The organism is Pseudomonas sp. MF6396, from assembly GCF_002018915.1.
Classification (GTDB): domain Bacteria; phylum Pseudomonadota; class Gammaproteobacteria; order Pseudomonadales; family Pseudomonadaceae; genus Aquipseudomonas; species Aquipseudomonas palmensis.
On sequence record NZ_MVOK01000010.1, the window covers coordinates 37,793 to 57,452 of the forward strand.

A 19,660-nucleotide genomic window follows, 5' to 3' on the forward strand; every position below is an offset into this window, starting at 1 on the left:
GAGGTGCAACTTGAGCAAAGGCCAAAAGCCCGAGCTTTTACCTATGAAGATATGAGACCAGCAGGGGCGTCCGGGCTGGTACCCGGTAAATCTGCGGAACTCTCGGTGGCTTGGTTCAGTCGCTGCATACGGACTCAACTCAGCTTGCTGTGGTTCTTGCCGATCGAGGCCCCTAACCGAGGGTGACCAAGCATGCAAGAAAGCGTGATGCAGCGCATGTGGAACAGCGCCCACCTTTCAGGTGGTAACGCTGCCTATGTGGAAGAGCTCTACGAGCTCTACCTGCACGACCCTAACGCTGTGCCAGAAGAGTGGCGCACTTACTTTCAGAAGTTGCCCGCCGAAGGCAGCACTGCCACCGATGTATCGCACTCGACGATCCGCGACCATTTCGTACTGCTGGCAAAGAACCAGCGCCGCGCCCAACCGGTTTCCGCCGGTAGCGTGAGCAGTGAACACGAGAAGAAGCAGGTTGAAGTGCTGCGACTGATCCAGGCCTACCGTATGCGCGGCCACCAAGCCGCGAAGCTCGACCCCCTGGGGTTGTGGCAGCGCCCTGCGCCAGTAGACCTGTCGATCAATCATTACGGCTTGACCAATGCCGATCTTGATACGACCTTCCGTGCCGGCGACCTGTTCATCGGCAAAGAGGAAGCGAGCCTACGCGAAATCTTCGAGGCGTTGCAGCAGACATATTGCCGCACCATCGGCGCCGAGTTCACCCACATCGTCGACTCCGAGCAGCGCAGCTGGTTCCAGCAGCGTCTGGAGAGCGTGCGTGGGCGTCCTGAATTTTCCGCAGACATCCAGAGCCACCTGCTCGAGCGCGTTACCGCGGCAGAAGGCCTGGAGAAATACCTGGGTACCAAATACCCGGGCACCAAACGTTTCGGCCTGGAAGGCGGCGAAAGCCTGATTCCGATGCTGGACGAGCTGATCCAGCGCTCCGGTTCCTATGGCACCAAGGAAGTCGTGATCGGCATGGCCCACCGTGGTCGCCTGAACGTACTGGTCAACACCTTCGGCAAGAACCCGCGCGAGCTGTTCGACGAGTTCGAAGGCAAGAAGAAGGTCGAGCTGGGTTCCGGTGACGTGAAGTATCACCAGGGCTTCTCGTCCAACGTGATGACCGCCGGCGGTGAAGTTCACCTGGCCATGGCGTTCAACCCTTCGCACCTGGAAATCGTCTCGCCAGTGGTGGAAGGTTCGGTGCGTGCCCGTCAGGACCGCCGCAACGACAGCGTTGGCGACAAGGTACTGCCGATCTCGATCCACGGCGACGCGGCCTTCGCTGGCCAGGGCGTGGTCATGGAAACCTTCCAGATGTCGCAGACCCGCGGTTTCAAGACCGGCGGCACCGTGCACATCGTGATCAACAACCAGGTTGGTTTCACCATCAGCAACCCGCTGGACTCGCGTTCCACCGAGTACTGCACCGACGTCGCCAAGATGATCCAGGCGCCGATCCTGCACGTCAACGGCGACGATCCGGAAGCGGTGCTGTTCGTGACCCAGCTGGCGGTCGACTACCGCATGCAGTTCAAGCGTGACGTGGTCATCGACCTGGTCTGCTACCGTCGTCGCGGCCACAACGAGGCCGACGAGCCGAACGGCACCCAGCCGCTGATGTACCAGCAGATCAGCAAGCAGCGCACCACCCGTGAGCTGTACGCCGATGCGCTGACCCAGGCCGGTCGTCTGGATGCCGAGCGCGTCCAGGCCAAGGTCGACGAGTACCGCAATGCGCTGGACAACGGCCTGCATGTTGTGAAAAGCCTGGTCAAGGAGCCGAACAAGGAGCTGTTCGTCGACTGGCGTCCATACCTGGGCCACGCCTGGACCGCGCGTCACGACACCCGCTTCGACCTCAAGACCCTGCAGGAGCTCTCGGCCAAGTTGCTGGAGCTGCCGGAAGGCTTCGTGGTTCAGCGCCAGGTCTCGAAGATCTACGAAGATCGCCAGAAGATGCAGGCCGGTGGCTTGCCGATCAACTGGGGTTACGCCGAAACCATGGCGTACGCCACCCTGGCCTTCGAAGGTCACCCGATCCGCATGACGGGTCAGGATATCGGTCGCGGCACCTTCTCTCACCGCCATGCGGTGTTGCACAACCAGAAGGACGCCAGCACCTATATCCCGCTGCAGAACCTGTTCCCGGGCCAGCCACGTTTCGACCTGTACGATTCGTTCCTGTCCGAAGAGGCGGTACTGGCGTTCGAATACGGCTACTCGACCACCCAGCCCAATGCGCTGGTGATCTGGGAAGCCCAGTTCGGCGACTTCGCCAACGGTGCCCAGGTGGTTGTCGACCAGTTCATCACCAGCGGCGAGCACAAGTGGGGCCGTCTGTGCGGTCTGACCATGCTGCTGCCACACGGTTATGAAGGGCAGGGGCCTGAGCACTCCTCGGCGCGTCTGGAGCGTTACCTGCAACTGTGTGCCGAGCACAACGTTCAGGTCTGCGTACCTACCACGCCGGCTCAGATCTACCACCTGCTGCGTCGTCAGGTCATCCGTCCGCTGCGCAAGCCGCTGATCGTGCTGACACCCAAGTCGCTGCTGCGCCACAAGCTGGCCATCTCGACCCTGGAAGAACTGGCCGAAGGCTCGTTCCAGACCGTCATTCCGGAAATCGACAGCCTCGATCCGGCCAAGGTGACGCGCCTGGTGCTGTGCAGCGGCAAGGTCTACTACGATCTGCTGGAAAAACGCCGTGCCGAAGGCCGTGAAGACATCGCTATCGTGCGTATCGAGCAACTGTATCCGTTCCCTGAAGACGATCTGGTTGAAATCCTTGCGCCTTACACCGGTCTGAAGGACGTGGTGTGGTGTCAGGAAGAGCCGATGAACCAGGGCGCGTGGTACAGCAGCCAGCACCACATGCGTCGCATCCTGAGCCGTCACAACAAGGACCTGGTCCTTGAGTACGCCGGTCGTGACGCCTCGGCAGCACCTGCCTGTGGTTACGCTTCGATGCACGCCGAACAGCAGGAAAAACTGCTGCAAGCTGCCTTCACCGTTTAATGCCATCGCGCACCAGAAACCGAATTTAAGGAACCACTGATAATGGCTATCGAGATCAAAGCCCCTACTTTCCCGGAATCGGTTGCCGATGGCACCGTTGCCACCTGGCACAAGAAACCGGGCGAAGCCGTCAAGCGTGACGAGCTGATCGTCGACATCGAGACCGACAAGGTCGTCCTGGAAGTGCTGGCCACCGCCGATGGCGTGCTGGGCGACATCGTCAAGGGCGAAGGCGAGACCGTGCTGTCCGACGAAGTGCTGGGTTCGATCAATGAAGGCGCTGCACCAGCTGCTGCTCCGGCCGCCGCTGCCGCCGCACCTGCCCAGGCTGCCGCTCCGGCCGACGCTGGCGAAGACGACCCGATTGCTGCGCCTGCCGCACGCAAGCTGGCCGAAGAAAACGCCATCGACCTGGCCAGCGTCGCTGGCACCGGTAAAGGCGGTCGCATCACCAAGGAAGACGTCGTCGCTGCCGTCGCCAACAAGAAGGCCGCTCCGGCTGCCGCTGCTGCCAAGCCGGCCGCTGCTGCCGCTGCCCCGGTTGTCGCCACTGGCGACCGTACCGAGAAGCGTGTGCCGATGACCCGCGTGCGTGCCACCGTGGCCAAGCGTCTGGTCGAAGCACAGTCGAACATGGCGATGCTGACCACCTTCAACGAAGTCGACATGACCGAAGTCATGGCACTGCGTTCGAAGTACAAGGACCTGTTCGAGAAGTCCCACAACGGCGTGCGCCTGGGCTTCATGTCGTTCTTCGTCAAGGCTGCCACCGAAGCGCTGAAACGCTTCCCGGCTGTCAACGCCTCGATCGACGGCAGCGACATCGTCTACCACGGCTACGCCGACATCGGTGTTGCCGTGTCCAGCGACCGCGGCCTGGTGGTACCGGTACTGCGTAACGCCGAGCAGATGAGCCTGGCCGAAATCGAAGGCGGCATCGCCACCTTCGGCAAGAAGGCCCGTGACGGCAAACTGTCGATCGACGAGATGACCGGCGGTACCTTCACCATCACCAACGGTGGTACCTTCGGTTCGATGATGTCGACCCCGATCGTCAACCCGCCGCAGGCTGCAATCCTGGGCATGCACAACATCATCCAGCGTCCGATGGCCGTCAACGGCCAGGTCGTGATCCGTCCGATGATGTACCTGGCACTGTCCTACGATCACCGCCTGATCGATGGCAAAGAAGCCGTGACGTTCCTGGTGACCATCAAGAACCTGCTGGAAGACCCGGCTCGTCTGCTGCTGGACATCTGATAAACAGCTGCAGGCTGCAAGCGACAAGCTTCGAGCAGAAGCGTGTTCGCCTTGCCGCCTGCAGCTTGCCGCTTGACGCTAAAAGGAATCTTTTATGACCCAGAAATTCGACGTGGTAGTGATTGGTGCAGGTCCTGGCGGCTATGTAGCCGCGATCAAGGCTGCCCAGCTCGGCCTGAGCACTGCCTGTATCGAGAAGTACGTTGACGGCGAAGGCAAACTGGCCCTCGGCGGTACCTGCCTGAACGTGGGTTGCATTCCGTCCAAGGCGCTGCTGGACAGCTCCTGGAAGTACAAGGAAGCCAAAGAGAGCTTCAACGTGCACGGCATCTCCACTGGCGAAGTGAAGATGGACGTGGCTGCGATGGTTGGCCGCAAGGCTGGCATCGTCAAGAACCTGACCGGCGGCGTTGCCACCCTGTTCAAGGCCAACGGCGTCACTTCGATCCAGGGCCACGGCAAACTGCTGGCCGGCAAGAAAGTCGAAGTCACCAAGCCTGACGGCAGCACCGAAATCATCGAAGCCGAGAACGTGATCCTGGCCTCCGGTTCGCGTCCGATCGACATTCCGCCGGCTCCGGTCGACCAGAAAGTCATCGTCGACTCCACCGGCGCCCTGGAATTCCAGACCGTGCCAAAACGCCTGGGCGTGATCGGCGCCGGCGTCATCGGCCTGGAGCTGGGTTCGGTATGGTCGCGCCTGGGTGCCCAGGTGACCGTGCTCGAAGCCCTGGACACCTTCCTGATGGCAGCCGACACCGCTGTTGCCAAGGAAGGCCTGAAGACCCTGACCAAGCAAGGTCTGGACATCAAGCTGGGCGCTCGCGTGACCGGCTCGAAGGTCAACGGCGACGAAGTCGAAGTGACCTACACCGACGCCAACGGCGAGCAGAAGATCACCTTCGACAGGCTGATCGTTGCAGTCGGCCGTCGCCCTGTGACCACCGACCTGCTGGCTGCCGACAGCGGCGTGACCATCGACGAGCGCGGTTTCGTGTTCGTTGACGACTACTGCGCTACCAGCGTACCGGGCGTCTACGCCATCGGTGACGTGGTACGTGGCATGATGCTGGCGCACAAGGCCTCGGAAGAGGGCATCATGGTCGTCGAGCGCATCAAGGGCCACAAGGCCCAGATGAACTACGACCTGATCCCATCGGTTATCTACACCCACCCGGAAATGGCCTGGGTCGGTAAAACCGAGCAAGCCTTGAAGGCTGAAGGCGTTGAGGTTAACGTGGGCACCTTCCCGTTCGCGGCCAGCGGCCGTGCGATGGCGGCCAACGACACCGGTGGTTTCGTCAAGGTCATCGCCGATGCCAAGACCGACCGCGTTCTGGGTGTACACGTCATTGGCCCAAGCGCTGCCGAACTGGTGCAGCAGGGTGCAATCGCAATGGAATTCGGCTCCAGCGCCGAAGACCTGGGCATGATGGTCTTCTCCCATCCGACCTTGTCTGAAGCGCTGCACGAAGCCGCTCTGGCCGTGAATGGCGGTGCCATCCACGTAGCCAACCGCAAGAAGCGTTAAACAATAAGAAACCACGGCGGACGGCCCGTCGTGAGTCTTGCGTGCATGGCTCACCGCGGAAAGTCCGCCGGACTCGAACTCCCGGAGCATACCGGGGGCAAGCGGTCACAGGTGGCGCGGCACTCCACAGGAGCGCAGCGCCGAAGCGCAGTACCTAACGAAGACGGTAAAAAGCATGAATCTTCACGAGTATCAGGGTAAGCAGCTGTTCGCTGAATACGGCCTGCCAGTTTCCAAGGGTTTCGCAGTCGACACCCCTGAAGCTGCAGCAGAAGCCTGCGACAAGATCGGTGGCACCGAGTGGGTTGTAAAAGCCCAGGTTCACGCCGGTGGTCGCGGTAAAGCGGGCGGCGTAAAGCTGGTTCGCAGCAAAGAAGACGCCAAGGCGTTCGCTGCCCAGTGGTTGGGCAAGCGTCTGGTTACCTACCAGACCGATGCCAATGGTCAGCCAGTCACCAAGATCCTGGTTGAATCGTGCACTGATATCGCTAAAGAGCTGTACCTGGGCGCTGTCGTTGACCGTTCGAGCCGTCGTATCGTGTTCATGGCCTCCACCGAAGGTGGCGTGGACATCGAGAAAGTCGCTCACGACACTCCGGAAAAAATCATCAAGGCCACTATCGATCCACTGGTTGGCGCTCAGCCATTCCAGGGTCGCGAGCTGGCATTCCAGCTGGGTCTGGAAGGCAAGCAGGTTGCTCAGTTCGCCAAGATCTTCGTCGGTCTGGCCAAGCTGTTCAAAGAGCACGACCTGGCACTGCTGGAAGTGAACCCGCTGGTGATCAAGGCCGACGGCGATCTGCACTGCCTCGATGCCAAGATCAACATCGACGCCAACGCCATGTACCGTCAGCCCAAGCTGAAAACCTTCCACGACCCGTCGCAGGACGATCCTCGTGAAGCCCACGCTGCCAGCTTCGAGCTGAACTACGTGGCCCTGGAAGGCAACATCGGCTGCATGGTAAACGGTGCCGGCCTGGCCATGGGTACCATGGACATCGTCAACCTGCACGGCGGCAAGCCAGCCAACTTCCTCGACGTAGGTGGTGGCGCTACCAAAGAGCGCGTGACCGAAGCGTTCAAGATCATCCTGTCCGACAGCAATGTCGCGGCCGTACTGGTCAACATCTTCGGCGGCATCGTTCGTTGCGACATGATTGCCGAAGGCATCATCGGTGCAGTGAAAGAAGTTGGCGTTAAAGTGCCGGTTGTTGTTCGTCTGGAAGGCAACAACGCTGAACTGGGCGCCAAAGTACTGGCAGAAAGCGGTTTGAACATCATTGCGGCAACCAGCCTGACCGACGCTGCTCAACAAGTTGTCAAAGCTGCGGAGGGCAAGTAATGAGCGTCCTGATCAATAAAGACACCAAAGTCATCTGCCAGGGCTTCACCGGCTCGCAGGGTACCTTCCACTCCGAGCAAGCCATCGCCTACGGCACCAAGATGGTTGGCGGCGTGACCCCAGGCAAAGGCGGCACCACTCACCTGGGCCTGCCGGTGTTCAACACCGTGAAAGAAGCAGTAGCTGCTACCGGCGCCGACGCGTCGGTCATCTACGTACCGGCTCCTTTCTGCAAGGACTCGATCCTGGAAGCAGCGTTCGGCGGCATCAAGCTGATCGTGTGCATCACCGAAGGCATTCCTACCCTGGACATGCTCGATGCCAAGGTCAAGTGCGACGAGCTGGGTGTTACCCTGATCGGCCCTAACTGCCCAGGCGTCATCACCCCGGGCGAGTGCAAGATCGGCATCATGCCAGGTCACATCCACTTGCCAGGCAAGGTCGGTATCGTGTCGCGTTCCGGCACCCTGACCTATGAAGCCGTGAAGCAGACCACTGACGCCGGTTTCGGTCAGTCCACCTGCGTCGGTATCGGTGGCGACCCGATCCCGGGTTCGAACTTCATCGACATCCTGAAGCTGTTCCAGGAAGACCCGAAGACCGAGGCGATCGTGATGATCGGCGAGATCGGCGGTTCGGCTGAAGAAGAAGCGGCTGCCTACATCAAGGCAAACGTCACCAAGCCAGTGGTTTCCTACATCGCCGGTGTGACTGCCCCAGCGGGCAAGCGCATGGGCCATGCTGGCGCCATCATTTCGGGCGGCAAGGGTACTGCAGACGAGAAGTTCGCAGCCCTGCAGGACGCCGGTGTAAAAACCGTGCGTTCGCTGGCCGACATCGGCAAGGCCCTGGCCGAGCTGACCGGTTGGGAAGTGAAGAAGTAAGCTGCGGCTGACCTTCCACGCTTCGGCAAAGGCCACCCTCGGGTGGCCTTTGTGCTTTCTGGTGTACGCTGCCCCCTGTAGGAGCCGGCCTTGCCGGCGAAGCAGACAGCGCGTTCTTGCATAAAAGTCGGTCATCCACGCGACATGCATATTCGCTCATCGGACAAGCACCCCTCTGGCAGTGCGTTTTGCGGCCAGATTCGTTAACCTGTGCCCTCATTTTGTGCCAGCACCCCAAAAGGGAGCTACACGCTAAACGGGTCTGCTCCATCCGGGCAGGCAGCATTTCCCTCACCCAAGGGGAAGTCCCTCTCTAAATCCCGATTTCAGAAGTGTGGTATTTCCTTAATGAAAGTCTTGAAAGGCCAGGACATCCTGGCGCTTGGTTTTATGACGTTCGCGTTATTCGTGGGCGCAGGCAACATCATTTTCCCGCCTATCGTCGGCCTGCAATCGGGCCCCTACGTCTGGTTGGCCGCCCTGGGCTTTCTGGTCACTGCCGTGGGCCTGCCCGTGATCACCGTGGTGGCACTGGCCAAGGTCGGTGGCGGCATGGACGCGCTGAGCAGCCCGATCGGCAAGGTGGCCGGTGGCCTGCTGGCGGCTGCCGCGTACCTGGCCGTAGGCCCGCTGTTCGCCACCCCGCGTACCGCGACCGTGTCCTTCGAGGTAGGTGTGGCACCGCTGACCGGCGAGAGCCCGACCGCGTTGTTCATCTATAGCCTGGTGTACTTTGCCGTGGTGCTGGCCGTGTCCATGTACCCGGGCAAGCTGCTCGATACTGTCGGGCGCTTCCTGGCCCCGCTGAAGATCATCGCGCTGGCCGCGCTGGGCATCGCCGCGTTCATGCTGCCGGCCGGGACCATGGGGGTGGCGCAACCTGAATATGTCGCCGCGCCGTTCTCCCAGGGCTTCATCAATGGCTACCTGACCATGGATACCCTGGGCGCGCTGGTGTTCGGTATCGTCATCGTCAACGCGATCCGCTCGCGTGGCGTCGACTCGCCGCAACTGATCACCCACTATGCCATCATCGCCGGCCTGATTGCCGGTGTCGGCCTGGCGCTGGTGTACATCAGCCTGTTCCGCCTGGGTGCGGGCAGCCACGAGATCGCCGCCGGTGCGAGCAATGGCGCGGCGGTGCTGCATGCCTATGTACAGCACACTTTCGGTTCGCTGGGCAGTGGCTTCCTGGCTGTACTGATCGCGCTGGCCTGCCTGGTCACCGCCGTGGGCCTGACCTGCGCCTGCGCCGAGTACTTCAGCCAGGTACTGCCGTTGTCGTACCGTATGCTGGTGGTGCTGCTGGCCGGCTTCTCGCTGGTGGTGTCGAACCTGGGCCTGACCAAGCTGATCGCGTTCTCGATCCCGGTGCTCACGGCAATCTACCCGCCCTGCATCGTGCTGGTGGCGCTGAGTTTCTGCGGCAACCTGTGGAACTCCCAGACCCGCATCATGGCCCCGGTCATGGCGGTGTCGCTGCTGTTCGGCGTGATCGACGCGCTCAAGGGCGCCAACCTCGCTGGCTGGCTGCCGGAGTCGCTGGCGCACCTGCCGCTGAGCGAGCAGGGCCTGGCCTGGCTGGTGCCTTCGGTGGCGATGCTGGCTGTTGCCGTGGTGCTTGACCGCATGCTCGGCAAGCCGCGCGAAGCGGTCGCCTGAGTGTCGGCCGCGGCAGGCGAGGGCCACAAGCCATGATCGCCTGCCGGGCCAGCCTCTGAAGAGCCCCGCATCCATTCGGATGCGGGGCTTTTTCGTCTCGGGGCCACGTGTCTTTTTGCCGCTGGCAGCGTCGAAAGGCGGACAATGCACCATCCTGTGCCATTTCTTCGGGAGCGCCATGAGCTTCATCCAGAACAACCTGATCAACCTGTTTGCCGCCTGCTGGTTCGTTGCCTGCTGGGGCGGCTACACCCGCTACGCCAGCTGGAAGGCCCGTGATACCGCCTGCCTGGCCAGCGTCATGCACCTGTACCGCGAGGACTGGATGCGCCGCATGCTGCTGCGCGACAACCGCATCGCCGACGCCAGCGTGATCGGCAACCTGGAGCGCAACGCATCGTTCTTCGCCTCCAGCACCCTGATCATCCTGGCCGGTATCCTCACCGTGCTGGGCGCCTCGGACCGCGCCTGGTCGCTGCTGGCCGACCTGCCTCTGGTACAGCAGACATCCCAGGGCATGTCCGAAATCAAACTGTTATGCCTGGCGATGGTGTTCGTGTACGCCTTCTTCACCTTCAGCTGGTGCATGCGCCAGTACAACTTCGCCGCCGTGCTGGTGGGCTCGGCACCGATGATCGGCGAGCGTCAGGTCAGCGAGCAGGAGCGCAAAGCCTTCGCTCTGCGCGGGGCGCGGGTGATCTCGCTGGCGGCCAACCAGTTCAACTTCGGGCTGCGCTCGTACTATTTCGGCATGGCCTTGCTCAGCTGGTTCATCAGCCCCTGGCTGCTGGTGCTGATGAGCACCGGGGTAGTACTGGTGCTGTACCGCCGCGAGTTTCATTCCGACGTGCTCGACGTGATGGTCTATACCCCTACAGAGGCGCCATTGCCTGAGCCGAACAAGGAACCGGTCGCATGAGTATTCCGTTCTGGTGTGTGTTGATCAGCGCACTGCTGATCTATGTGGCGCGGGTGCCGGTGGCGCGTGCGATGAAGCAACAGGGCAGCTACGACAACCACCTGCCGCGCAGCCAGCAGGCGCAACTGACCGGCATGGGCGCCCGGGCGGTGGCGGCGCACCAGAACAGTTTCGAAGCATTCATTTTGTTCGCCGTAGGTGTATTGATGGCGCACACCACCCAGACCCAGGGTTTTCTGATCGATACCCTGGCGATCATCTTCGTGATCGCGCGGATCATCTACCTGCCGCTGTATTGGTATGACTTTGCGTGGCAGCGCAGCCTGGTCTGGTCGATCGGGCTGATCTGTTCATTGTTGCTGATGCTCAGCCCGACCTTTCGCCAACTTCTGGCCTGACATGAAAAAACCCGACCTGAGTCGGGTTTTTTCATTAAAGCGCAGTTGCTTACTTGGCAGGTTCTGCCGGGGCGGCTTCTGGTGCTGGCGTCACAGGAGCGGCCTGGTTGTTTTCTTCTGCACGCTTTTGTTCGGCTTCAGCACTGTCTTTGGCGGCTTCGGCGTTTTCTTTGGCGGCGTCGTTCATCTTATCCTGAGCGTCGTCCATTTTCTTCTGGGCTTGCTCGGCATGTTCTTGAGCGTCCTGGGCTTTGTTTTCGCTGGCTTTATCGCAAGCAGCGAGGCCCAGGGCGGCGGCCAGCATAACGGCAAAGGCAATGGGTTTACGCATGGGGTGTTTCTCCTTGTGGAATAGAGTTGCTTGAATTATCTGAGTTCAAGTAAGCGACATAAGTTCCGCGTCGTTTGCACATATATAAGTGCCGGATCCATATAGACTTTCCCTCAGGCTTATGCAGCACCTGAGTTATTGCACAAGGAGCTGACCGTGAATGAACCGTCACCGTTGATGGCCCAGGCCGAACGTTTTCTTTCGGCGCTGCGCCATTGCCAGTTGTTGAAGATGCGCGTAGAGCGCGCCGATGCCGACGGCATCACGCTGTGCCTGCCGTACTCGCCGCAGATCGTGGGTAACCCGCAGAGCGGTGCGATCCATGGCGGTGCAATCACCACGCTGATGGACACTGCGCTGGGCATGGCCACCCTGTGCGCCCTGGCCGAGTTCGAGGTGTGCCCGACCCTGGACCTGCGCATCGACTACATGCACCCGGGGCAGGCCGACAAGGCCGTGTATGGGCAGGCGCAGTGCTACCGGGTCACCCGCGATGTGATCTTCATCCGCGGCTGCGCCTACCAGGACGACCCCGGCGAGCCGATTGCCCAGGTGGTGGGCACCTACATGCGCCTGGGCAAGGACATCAAGGGCGGCCTGGGCTTTGGCCGGCAGCTCAAGGCGGTAGCGCAATGATTCCCGCGGACGTGCATGCACAGCTGCGCCAGGCGCATGCCCAGGGCAACTACGCGCCATTGCTGCAACTGATCCCCTACGCCAGCCTGATCGGCATCCAGTGCAGCCGTGACGGCGACGACCTGCTGTTCTGCCTGCCGGCCAGTGCCGACAATATCGGCAACCCGTTGCTGCCGGCGATCCATGGGGGGGTGATCGCCGGGTTCATGGAACTGTCGGCGGCGCTGTACCTGCTGATTTTCAGCGAAAGCGCGAGTATTCCCAGGATCATCGACTTTTCCATCGATTACCTGCGCGCCGGCCTGTACCGCGATACCTATGCGCGGTGCCAGCTGTGGCGCCAGGGGCGGCGGGTGACCAACGTCGCGATCACCGCCTGGCAGGGCGACCCGGACCAGCCCATCGCCACGGCCCGTGCGCATTTCAAGATCAAAGAACTGCCCGTGCCCTTGAAATAGATATGCCAGCCCCCATCTGCTGTTCATCCCGCCACGAAAGGCCGGACGCTGCCCCGCGGGGGCCGTCGGCCCGAGTGACTACTGCCATCAGATCGGAGTGTTGAAGACCATGAGTGTGGAAACTCAAAAAGAAACCCTGGGCTTCCAGACCGAGGTGAAGCAGCTGCTGCACCTCATGATCCATTCGCTGTACTCGAACAAGGAAATCTTCCTTCGCGAATTGATTTCCAACGCCTCCGACGCCGTCGACAAACTGCGCTTCGCAGCCCTGGCCAAGCCCGAGCTGCTCGAGGGCGGCAGCGACCTGAAGATTCGCGTGAGCTTCGACAAGGCGGCCAACACCGTCACCCTGGAAGACAACGGCATCGGCATGAACCGCGATGACGTGATCACCCACCTGGGCACCATCGCCAAGTCCGGCACTGCCGACTTCATGAAGAACCTCACCGGTGACCAGAAGAAAGACTCGCACCTGATCGGCCAGTTCGGTGTGGGCTTCTACTCGGCGTTCATCGTCGCCGACCAGGTCGATGTCTACAGCCGCCGCGCCGGTACTCCGGCGAGCGAGGGCGTGCACTGGTCGTCCAAGGGCGAGGGCGAGTTCGAAGTCGCCACCGTGGACAAGGCCGAGCGCGGTACGCGCATCGTGCTGCACCTGAAAAAAGGTGAAGACGAATTCGCCGATGGCTGGCGCCTGCGCAACATCATCAAGAAGTACTCCGACCATATCGCCCTGCCGATCGAACTGCCCAAGGAAGCGACTGCCGCCGAAGGCGAAGAGCAGCCGGCCGTGGAGTGGGAAACCGTCAACCGTGCCAGCGCGCTGTGGACCCGTCCGCGTACCGAGATCAAGGACGAGGAATACCAGGAGTTCTACAAGCACATCGGCCACGATTTCGAAAACCCGCTGGCCTGGAGCCACAACAAGGTCGAAGGCAAGCTGGAGTACACCTCGCTGCTGTACGTGCCGGCCCGTGCGCCGTTCGACCTGTACCAGCGTGAAGCGCCACGCGGCCTGAAGCTGTACGTGCAGCGCGTGTTCGTGATGGACCAGGCCGAATCGTTCCTGCCCTTGTACCTGCGCTTCATCAAGGGTGTGGTCGACTCCAACGACCTGTCGCTGAACGTGTCGCGCGAGATTCTGCAGAAAGACCCGATCATCGATTCGATGAAGTCGGCGCTGACCAAGCGCGTGCTGGACATGCTCGAGAAGCTGGCCAAGAACGAGCCTGAGCAGTACAAGGGCTTCTGGAAGAACTTCGGCCAGGTGCTCAAGGAAGGCCCGGCGGAAGACTTCGCCAACAAGGAGAAGATCGCCGGCCTGCTGCGCTTTGCCTCCACCCATGACGACAGCGGCGAGCAGAGCGTGTCCCTGGCCGACTACCTGGCACGTGCCAAGGAAGGTCAGGACAAGATCTATTTCCTCACCGGCGAGTCCTACGCGCAGGTACGCAACAGCCCGCACCTGGAAGTCTTCCGCAAGAAAGGCATCGAAGTGCTGCTGCTGACCGACCGCATCGACGAGTGGCTGATGAGCTACCTGAGCGAGTTCGACGGCAAGGGCTTCGTCGACGTGGCCCGTGGCGACCTGGACCTGGGCAAGCTGGACTCCGAGGAGGACAAGAAGGCTCAGGAAGAAGTGGCCAAGGACAAGGAAGGCCTGGTCGAGCGTCTGAAAGCCGCGCTGGGCGATACCGTCAGCGAAGTGCGCGTGTCGCACCGCCTGACCGATTCGCCGGCGATCCTGGCCATCGGTGAACAGGACATGGGCCTGCAGATGCGCCAGATCCTCGAAGCCAGCGGGCAGAAGGTGCCGGACTCCAAGCCGATCTTCGAATTCAACCCGGGTCACCCGCTGATCGAGAAGCTGGACAACGAGCAGAGCGAAGACCGTTTCGCCGACTTCTCGCATATCCTCTTCGATCAGGCCGCCCTGGCGGCGGGCGACAGCCTCAAGGATCCGGCGGCGTATGTGCGTCGACTGAACAAGCTGCTGGTCGAACTGTCGGCGTAAGCAGTTGCAGGAAAGCCCGCTTCGGCGGGCTTTTTTCATTGTGCAAGGAGGGGTTCATGAGCAACGTGACGATCGAGTCGCTGGTGTACAAGCTTGACGGCAAGGTGTACGAAAGCCGCCTGGTGTATACCCACGGCGCCAAGGAACAGCCGGGCCTGGTGATGGCGCCGAACTGGATGGGCATCGGCGAGGGCGCTGAGCGCATTGCCAGGGAGGTGGCGGCCCAGGGCTATGTGGTGCTGCTGGCTGACCTGTATGGGCAGACGCTGCGCCCATCCAACATGGATGAAGCGGGGGCGGCGATGATGCCGCTGAAAAATGATCGGGTCGAGCTGCGCAAACGCATGAAGGCGGCGCTGGATCAGTTGCTGGGGCAATCGAAGGCAGTGCTTGCGCCGGGCAAGCTGGCCACCTTCGGCTTCTGCTTCGGCGGTTGCTGCGCACTGGAGCTGGCCCGTGAAGACCAGCGTCTGCGCGCTGCGGTGTCGTTCCACGGTACGCTGGACACGCCGCTGCCGGCCCAGGAGGGCAAGGTGTCGGCAGCGTTGCTGGTGTTGCACGGTGCAGCCGACCCGCTCGTGCCGCGCGAGCAACTGCCTGCCTTCGAGGCCGAGATGGATGCGGCCAAGGCTGACTGGCAACTGGTGAGCTACGGAGGCGCGGTGCATTCGTTCACCGACCCCGCAGCGAACGTGCCAGGCAAGATGAAGTACGACGCCAGGACGTCCAAGCGCGCGTTCCAGGCGATGCACACCCTGCTGCGGGAAGTGTTCCAGGCCTGATGGCCTCTTCGCTGGCAAGCCCGCTCCTGCCTCTGTAGGAGCCGGCCTTGCCGGCGAATCTCAAGGCAACTCGATTCGCCCGATCTCGCCCGGTACCACCGGCCAATCCCCGGCCGCCCAGCGTGCCCGTGCCTGCTCGATCAGCGCCGGGTCACTGGCGACGAAGTTCCAGTTCATCCGCCGCGGCCCGTCCAGTGCGTCGCCGCCAATGATCACCAGGTGGCATTCGCTGTCGGCGTACAGGCTCATCGCTTCGCCTTCGGGCAGCACCACCAGGCTGCACGGCTCCAGTGGCTGATCATCAAGGCTCGCCTCACCGTCGAGTACATAAACCGCCCGTTCAGCGTGTTCGGCGGGAATCAGCAGCGTGCTCTCCGCCTGCATGCGCACCTCGGCATACAGGGTCGCTGACAACACCGGCACTGGCGAGGTCAGGCAAAACCCCGTGCCCGCGATCATGCGGATACTCACCCCCAGCGCATCGCTGCTCGGCAAGCTGGCCGCCGGGTGATGGCTGTAGTGCCCCGGCCCCTGTTCGTGATCCTTCGGCGAGGCCAGCCACACCTGCAGCCCGTGCAGGCGCTTGGGCTGACCCAGCAGCTCCGGCGGGGTGCGCTCGATATGCGCCACAGCGCTGCCGGCGGTCATCCAGCTCACCTCGCCGGCACTCACGCGCTGATCCGAGCCCAGGCTGTCCTTGTGCTGCAACTGGCCTTCGAACAGGTAGGTGAGGGTGGACAGGCCGATGTGCGGGTGCTGGCGAATGTCCATGCCACGCCCGGGCGGGTAGTCGGTCGCCAGCATGTGATCGAAGAACACGAACGGCCCGACGCTACGCCGCCGTGCCGAAGGCAGCGGGCGCAGGATGGGTTGGCCTTCGACGGATTCGGCGCGCGGGCGGATTACCAGGGGAGGGTTCATCAGGGGCACCAGGGCGATGGAAATAATTGGAAGCATAACCTGCCCGGTGCCCGGGCTGAACCGTTGCGCCCGGCGGCAGGTCTACCCTGGGTCAATTGCACAAGGGGATTGCGATGTGGGCCAGGACGCTGGGGTGCCTGTTGCTGTCGGTGACGCTGTCGGGCATGGCCCAGGCGCGGGAGTACCGCTACAGCGACGCGCACCTGCATTATGTCGATTTCTTTCAGGAAAGCGCCGGCATGGACGAGTTGCTCAAGGCCATGGATGCGGCGCGTATCGATCAGTCGATGATCTCGGGTGTGGCGGTGGCCAAGAAATGGCATGAAGACGAGCCCAAGCGCCCGCGCTACTACGCCGGCGATGATGCCGCAGCCTACTGGTACAGCGCCACCGACATCTATGTGGCAGCGGCGCTGCAACAGTTGCCCGAGCAGCAGCGCCAGCGCTTTCACCCGTTTCTGACCGGCTTCAACCCGGTGGACAAGAACGCGGCCACCCATATCGAGCGCATGCTCGAGCTGTTTCCCGGCCTGTGGCAGGGCATCGGAGAAGTATTCACCCGCCACGACGACCTGACGGCGTTGACCAGCGGCGACACGCCACGGGCCAACAACGAGGCGCTGGGCCTCATCTATCAGCTGGCGGCCAGGCACGACATGCCGGTGCTGATCCACTCCAACATCACCTCCAAGCGCGAACGCAACCCGCTGTACCTGGAAGAGATCGAGCAGCCCCTGCGCGAGCACCCCGATACCCGTTTCATCTGGGCCCACGCCGGCACCAGCATGGAGATTCACCGCCACCAGACCCAGCTGGACTTTCTGCTGCCGACCCTGACGCGCATGCTCGAGCGTTATTCGAACCTGTACATCGACCTGTCGTGGAGCGTGCTCCAACCCTACCTGCTGGACGACAAGGGCGTGCCACGGCCCGAATGGGTTGCGCTGGTGGAGCGCTTCCCCGAGCGTTTCATGCTCGGTTCCGATGTGGTCGGCCGCTTCGCCAGCCTGGGCGAGCAACTGCACGGGTTCGACCGGTTCCTGGATGCCTTGCCCGAGGCCGTGGCGCACAAGGTGGCCAAGGACAACTTTCTCGCGGTACTGCCCAGGTCACGCTGATGTCATCAGCCTGTCATACAAGCCCCATAGCCTGCCGCCATCAACCTGATGGAGAGCAGTATGTCGAAGAGTCGTTTGGGCGCCCTGGCCGCGCTGATGCTGGTGAGTGCGGTGGCCGGTGCAGAGGTGCGGGTGCAGGGGCCGGTGGAGTACGGCGTGTTCCAGACCCGCCACCAGGACTTCCAGCCCGGTGAACGGGTATTGACCCAGACCAGCCAGACCCTGGAGCACACCGACCGGGTGCCGGCCCGTCTTGGCAGCAAATTCGGCCTGCGCTATCGCCTTGAAGGCAAGGTGGCCGAAGACACGCCCTTGACGCTGCTGTACCTGACCCCCGGGGTGATCACCCCCGACGGCCAGCGCCATGACAAATTCGAGGTGGTGCAGAAGCTGGTACCGGGGGCCGCGCAGGATGTCATGGCCTATGAATTTACCGAGCACCACGAAGTGGTACCGGGCCAGTGGCACTTCATGGTGTTCCAGGGGGACCGCCTGCTGGCCGAACAGCGCTTCATCGTGCAATGAGGCATGCGCCGCCTGCGCTCGCAATGACAAGGCGTTTTGATATCACTTTTTCGTCTTACGCAAAAATCTCAAGGGCCGATACCTTCTAATAAGCACGTCAGCTGCATGACCGATGCAGCGCTTTTGGAGGGAACCGGAAGATGAGCTTGAGACGTTTGAACATTGCGCCGCGGGCAGGTCTGGGGTTTGGTCTGGTAGCGTTGCTGGTGTTTGCATTGGGGGCCTTCTCGCTCCTGCAGATGAGCAGCATGCGCCAGCAGTCCGAACAGGTCGACAGCAACTGGCTGCCCAGTGTGATCTCGGTGGGGCAGATCAGCCAGGACATGTTCCGGATACGGGCGCTGACCCTGCGCCTGCTGCTCAACAGCGACAACGCCGCGCAGCAGCAGACCCATTCACGCATCGAGCAGATCAAGGGCGAGCTGGGCAAGGAACAGCAACGCTACCAGGCCCTGATTGCATTGCCCGAGGAGCAGGCGCTGTTCGACCGCTACCTCAAGCTCGAGCAGCAGTACCTGAGCTATCAGGCACGGGTAGCGCAGATGGCCCTGCAGGGCCAGACAACGGAGGCGGTGGCGTTGGTCAACGGTGAGATGAACCAGCTGGCCGATCAGCTCACCACCACCCTCAACGAGCTGATCGCCCTCAACAACCATCACGCCAACATGGCCACCGAGCTTGCCGGCACGGTGTACGAGCGTGCCCGCGTGTGGGTGATCGGTCTGCTGGTGGCCGCACTGGTGCTCACCGTGGTGCTGGCGCTGACCCTGACCCGCAGTATCGTGCGCCCGCTGGCGCAATCGCTGCAGGTGGCCGAGGTGGTCGCCACCGGCGACCTGACCCCGCAGATCAACGTGGAGGGCAGTGACGAACCGGCGCGCCTGCAGGCGGCCCTCAAGCAGATGCAGCAGAGCCTGCGCGATACCATCGGGCGTATTTCCGATTCGTCCAACCAACTGGCCTCGGCGTCCGAAGAGCTCAGCGCAGTGACCGAGGACGCCACCCGCGGCCTGCACCAGCAGACCCAGGAAATCGAGCAGGCCGCTACTGCCGTGAACCAGATGACCGCCGCGGTGGAAGAGGTGGCGAGCAATGCGGTGGCCACCTCCCAGGCCTCGACCGAGTCCGATCGCATTGCCCGTCAGGGGCGCGAGCAGGTGCGCCTGACGGTGGCGTCGATCGAGGCGCTGGCCGATGGCGTTACCGCCAATGCCGCGGAAGTCGGGCAGTTGGCCGAGCAGGTGCACGGCATCACCAAGGTGCTGGATGTGATCGGTTCGATCGCCGAGCAGACCAACCTGCTGGCCTTGAACGCGGCCATCGAGGCGGCGCGGGCGGGGGATGCCGGGCGCGGTTTTGCAGTGGTGGCCGACGAGGTACGGGCACTGGCCCATCGTACCCAGCAGTCGACACGGGAAATCGAACAGATGATCGGTGGCATCCAGGAGGGTACCGAACGGGCGGTGGAGGGCATGCAGCAGACCAACCAGCGTGCCCAGGGCACCCTGGATGGCGCGCATGCGGCGGGTACGGCGCTGGAAGAGATTGCCACGGCCATCAGCCTGATCAACGAGCGCAACCTGGTGATCGCCAGTGCGTCCGAGCAGCAGGCACAGGTGGCGCGGGAGGTGGACCGCAACCTGACCAACATCCGCGACCTGGCGCTGCAGAGCTCGGCGGGTGCCAACCAGACCAGCGCGGCGAGCCAGGCGTTGTCGCAGCTGGCCATCGAGCTCAATACGCTGGTGGGCAGGTTTTCGGTGTAACGCCTTTGGCCGGCAAGGCCGGCCCCTACAGGCATCGCGTGCCCTGCAGGAGCCGGCCTTGCCGGCCAATTGCCCCGAAAGCCGCGAAC

General features: G+C 62.3%; 17 protein-coding genes. 15 read left to right on the forward strand and 2 right to left on the reverse strand.

Annotated elements, in window-relative coordinates; all coding sequences use genetic code 11:
- Window positions 1–192 precede the first annotated feature (192 nt).
- From MF6396_RS12245 to MF6396_RS12280, 8 genes are all read left to right on the forward strand, one after another.
- The gene (locus MF6396_RS12245) at window positions 193–3,024 is read left to right on the forward strand and encodes a 2-oxoglutarate dehydrogenase E1 component (protein ID WP_043863137.1); all 2,832 of its coding nucleotides are present in this window, start codon (window positions 193–195) and stop codon (window positions 3,022–3,024) included.
- A gap of 42 nt (window positions 3,025–3,066) precedes the next feature.
- Entirely contained in the window at window positions 3,067–4,284 is a 1,218-nt protein-coding gene (gene odhB, locus MF6396_RS12250; protein ID WP_054915668.1) for a 2-oxoglutarate dehydrogenase complex dihydrolipoyllysine-residue succinyltransferase, read from the forward strand.
- Between the two features lie 94 nt (window positions 4,285–4,378).
- A complete protein-coding gene (lpdA, locus tag MF6396_RS12255; protein ID WP_043863135.1) occupies window positions 4,379–5,815 on the forward strand; it encodes a dihydrolipoyl dehydrogenase in 1,437 nt (478 codons plus the stop codon).
- A gap of 175 nt (window positions 5,816–5,990) precedes the next feature.
- The gene (gene sucC / locus MF6396_RS12260; RefSeq protein WP_043863134.1) at window positions 5,991–7,157 is read left to right on the forward strand and encodes an ADP-forming succinate--CoA ligase subunit beta; all 1,167 of its coding nucleotides are present in this window, start codon (window positions 5,991–5,993) and stop codon (window positions 7,155–7,157) included.
- Window positions 7,157–8,041: a succinate--CoA ligase subunit alpha gene (sucD, locus tag MF6396_RS12265; protein WP_038613108.1), complete on the forward strand. Its 885-nt coding sequence runs from the start codon at window positions 7,157–7,159 to the stop codon at window positions 8,039–8,041. The genes sucC and sucD overlap by 1 nt, the downstream gene beginning before the upstream one ends.
- A 348-nt stretch (window positions 8,042–8,389) precedes the next feature.
- Window positions 8,390–9,703, forward strand: a complete 1,314-nt coding sequence (gene brnQ / locus MF6396_RS12270; protein WP_078480452.1) for a branched-chain amino acid transport system II carrier protein — start codon at window positions 8,390–8,392, stop codon at window positions 9,701–9,703.
- Window positions 9,704–9,881: 178 nt separating this feature from the next.
- Window positions 9,882–10,622 carry a DUF599 domain-containing protein gene (locus MF6396_RS12275; protein ID WP_054915669.1) on the forward strand — a complete coding sequence of 247 codons (741 nt, stop codon included), beginning with the start codon at window positions 9,882–9,884 and terminating at the stop codon, window positions 10,620–10,622.
- On the forward strand, window positions 10,619–11,020 hold the full coding sequence (locus MF6396_RS12280; protein ID WP_078480454.1) for an MAPEG family protein: 402 nt from the start codon (window positions 10,619–10,621) through the stop codon (window positions 11,018–11,020). Before MF6396_RS12275 ends, MF6396_RS12280 begins: the two co-directional genes overlap by 4 nt.
- Before the next feature lie 49 nt (window positions 11,021–11,069).
- On the opposite strand, the gene MF6396_RS12285 is transcribed toward MF6396_RS12280, so the two are convergent.
- The gene (locus MF6396_RS12285; protein ID WP_043863130.1) at window positions 11,070–11,351 is read right to left on the reverse strand and encodes a hypothetical protein; all 282 of its coding nucleotides are present in this window, start codon (window positions 11,349–11,351) and stop codon (window positions 11,070–11,072) included.
- Window positions 11,352–11,528: 177 nt separating this feature from the next.
- On the opposite strand from MF6396_RS12285, the gene MF6396_RS12290 reads away from it, so the two are divergent.
- The 4 genes from MF6396_RS12290 (at window position 11,529) to MF6396_RS12305 (ending at window position 15,241) form a co-directional block, all read left to right on the forward strand.
- Window positions 11,529–11,987 carry a PaaI family thioesterase gene (locus MF6396_RS12290; RefSeq protein ID WP_078480455.1) on the forward strand — a complete coding sequence of 153 codons (459 nt, stop codon included), beginning with the start codon at window positions 11,529–11,531 and terminating at the stop codon, window positions 11,985–11,987.
- On the forward strand, window positions 11,984–12,445 hold the full coding sequence (locus tag MF6396_RS12295; protein ID WP_043863128.1) for a PaaI family thioesterase: 462 nt from the start codon (window positions 11,984–11,986) through the stop codon (window positions 12,443–12,445). Before MF6396_RS12290 ends, MF6396_RS12295 begins: the two co-directional genes overlap by 4 nt.
- Before the next feature lie 109 nt (window positions 12,446–12,554).
- A complete protein-coding gene (htpG, locus tag MF6396_RS12300) occupies window positions 12,555–14,459 on the forward strand; it encodes a molecular chaperone HtpG (protein ID WP_078480456.1) in 1,905 nt (634 codons plus the stop codon).
- Between the two features lie 56 nt (window positions 14,460–14,515).
- Window positions 14,516–15,241 (forward strand): dienelactone hydrolase family protein, encoded by a 726-nt coding sequence (locus MF6396_RS12305; protein ID WP_043863126.1) that lies wholly within the window; start codon window positions 14,516–14,518, stop codon window positions 15,239–15,241.
- A gap of 60 nt (window positions 15,242–15,301) precedes the next feature.
- Here the strand turns inward: MF6396_RS12305 and MF6396_RS12310 are convergent, their stop codons facing one another.
- Window positions 15,302–16,162 (reverse strand): pirin family protein, encoded by an 861-nt coding sequence (locus MF6396_RS12310; protein WP_078480458.1) that lies wholly within the window; start codon window positions 16,160–16,162, stop codon window positions 15,302–15,304.
- Window positions 16,163–16,275: 113 nt separating this feature from the next.
- Here MF6396_RS12310 and MF6396_RS12315 point away from each other — a divergent pair, with 113 nt between their 5' ends.
- The 3 genes from MF6396_RS12315 to MF6396_RS12325 all read left to right on the forward strand — a co-directional run bounded on the left by MF6396_RS12315 (window position 16,276) and on the right by MF6396_RS12325 (window position 19,571).
- A complete protein-coding gene (locus MF6396_RS12315; protein ID WP_043863124.1) occupies window positions 16,276–17,280 on the forward strand; it encodes an amidohydrolase family protein in 1,005 nt (334 codons plus the stop codon).
- A 60-nt stretch (window positions 17,281–17,340) separates the two neighbouring features.
- Window positions 17,341–17,805, forward strand: coding sequence for a DUF3859 domain-containing protein (locus MF6396_RS12320; protein WP_078480459.1), 465 nt, complete (start codon window positions 17,341–17,343; stop codon window positions 17,803–17,805).
- Between the two features lie 140 nt (window positions 17,806–17,945).
- The gene (locus tag MF6396_RS12325; protein ID WP_078480461.1) at window positions 17,946–19,571 is read left to right on the forward strand and encodes a methyl-accepting chemotaxis protein; all 1,626 of its coding nucleotides are present in this window, start codon (window positions 17,946–17,948) and stop codon (window positions 19,569–19,571) included.
- The last annotated feature ends 89 nt before the right edge of the window (window positions 19,572–19,660 follow it).

Coding starts and splice junctions, on each gene's coding strand:
- MF6396_RS12245 (WP_043863137.1), top strand. CDS start 193: ATGCAAGAAAGCGTGATGCAGCGCATGTGGAACAGCGCCCACCTTTCA.
- odhB (WP_054915668.1), top strand. CDS start 3,067: ATGGCTATCGAGATCAAAGCCCCTACTTTCCCGGAATCGGTTGCCGAT.
- lpdA (WP_043863135.1), top strand. CDS start 4,379: ATGACCCAGAAATTCGACGTGGTAGTGATTGGTGCAGGTCCTGGCGGC.
- sucC (WP_043863134.1), top strand. CDS start 5,991: ATGAATCTTCACGAGTATCAGGGTAAGCAGCTGTTCGCTGAATACGGC.
- sucD (WP_038613108.1), top strand. CDS start 7,157: ATGAGCGTCCTGATCAATAAAGACACCAAAGTCATCTGCCAGGGCTTC.
- brnQ (WP_078480452.1), top strand. CDS start 8,390: ATGAAAGTCTTGAAAGGCCAGGACATCCTGGCGCTTGGTTTTATGACG.
- MF6396_RS12275 (WP_054915669.1), top strand. CDS start 9,882: ATGAGCTTCATCCAGAACAACCTGATCAACCTGTTTGCCGCCTGCTGG.
- MF6396_RS12280 (WP_078480454.1), top strand. CDS start 10,619: ATGAGTATTCCGTTCTGGTGTGTGTTGATCAGCGCACTGCTGATCTAT.
- MF6396_RS12285 (WP_043863130.1), bottom strand. CDS start 11,351: ATGCGTAAACCCATTGCCTTTGCCGTTATGCTGGCCGCCGCCCTGGGC.
- MF6396_RS12290 (WP_078480455.1), top strand. CDS start 11,529: ATGGCCCAGGCCGAACGTTTTCTTTCGGCGCTGCGCCATTGCCAGTTG.
- MF6396_RS12295 (WP_043863128.1), top strand. CDS start 11,984: ATGATTCCCGCGGACGTGCATGCACAGCTGCGCCAGGCGCATGCCCAG.
- htpG (WP_078480456.1), top strand. CDS start 12,555: ATGAGTGTGGAAACTCAAAAAGAAACCCTGGGCTTCCAGACCGAGGTG.
- MF6396_RS12305 (WP_043863126.1), top strand. CDS start 14,516: ATGAGCAACGTGACGATCGAGTCGCTGGTGTACAAGCTTGACGGCAAG.
- MF6396_RS12310 (WP_078480458.1), bottom strand. CDS start 16,162: ATGAACCCTCCCCTGGTAATCCGCCCGCGCGCCGAATCCGTCGAAGGC.
- MF6396_RS12315 (WP_043863124.1), top strand. CDS start 16,276: ATGTGGGCCAGGACGCTGGGGTGCCTGTTGCTGTCGGTGACGCTGTCG.
- MF6396_RS12320 (WP_078480459.1), top strand. CDS start 17,341: ATGTCGAAGAGTCGTTTGGGCGCCCTGGCCGCGCTGATGCTGGTGAGT.
- MF6396_RS12325 (WP_078480461.1), top strand. CDS start 17,946: ATGAGCTTGAGACGTTTGAACATTGCGCCGCGGGCAGGTCTGGGGTTT.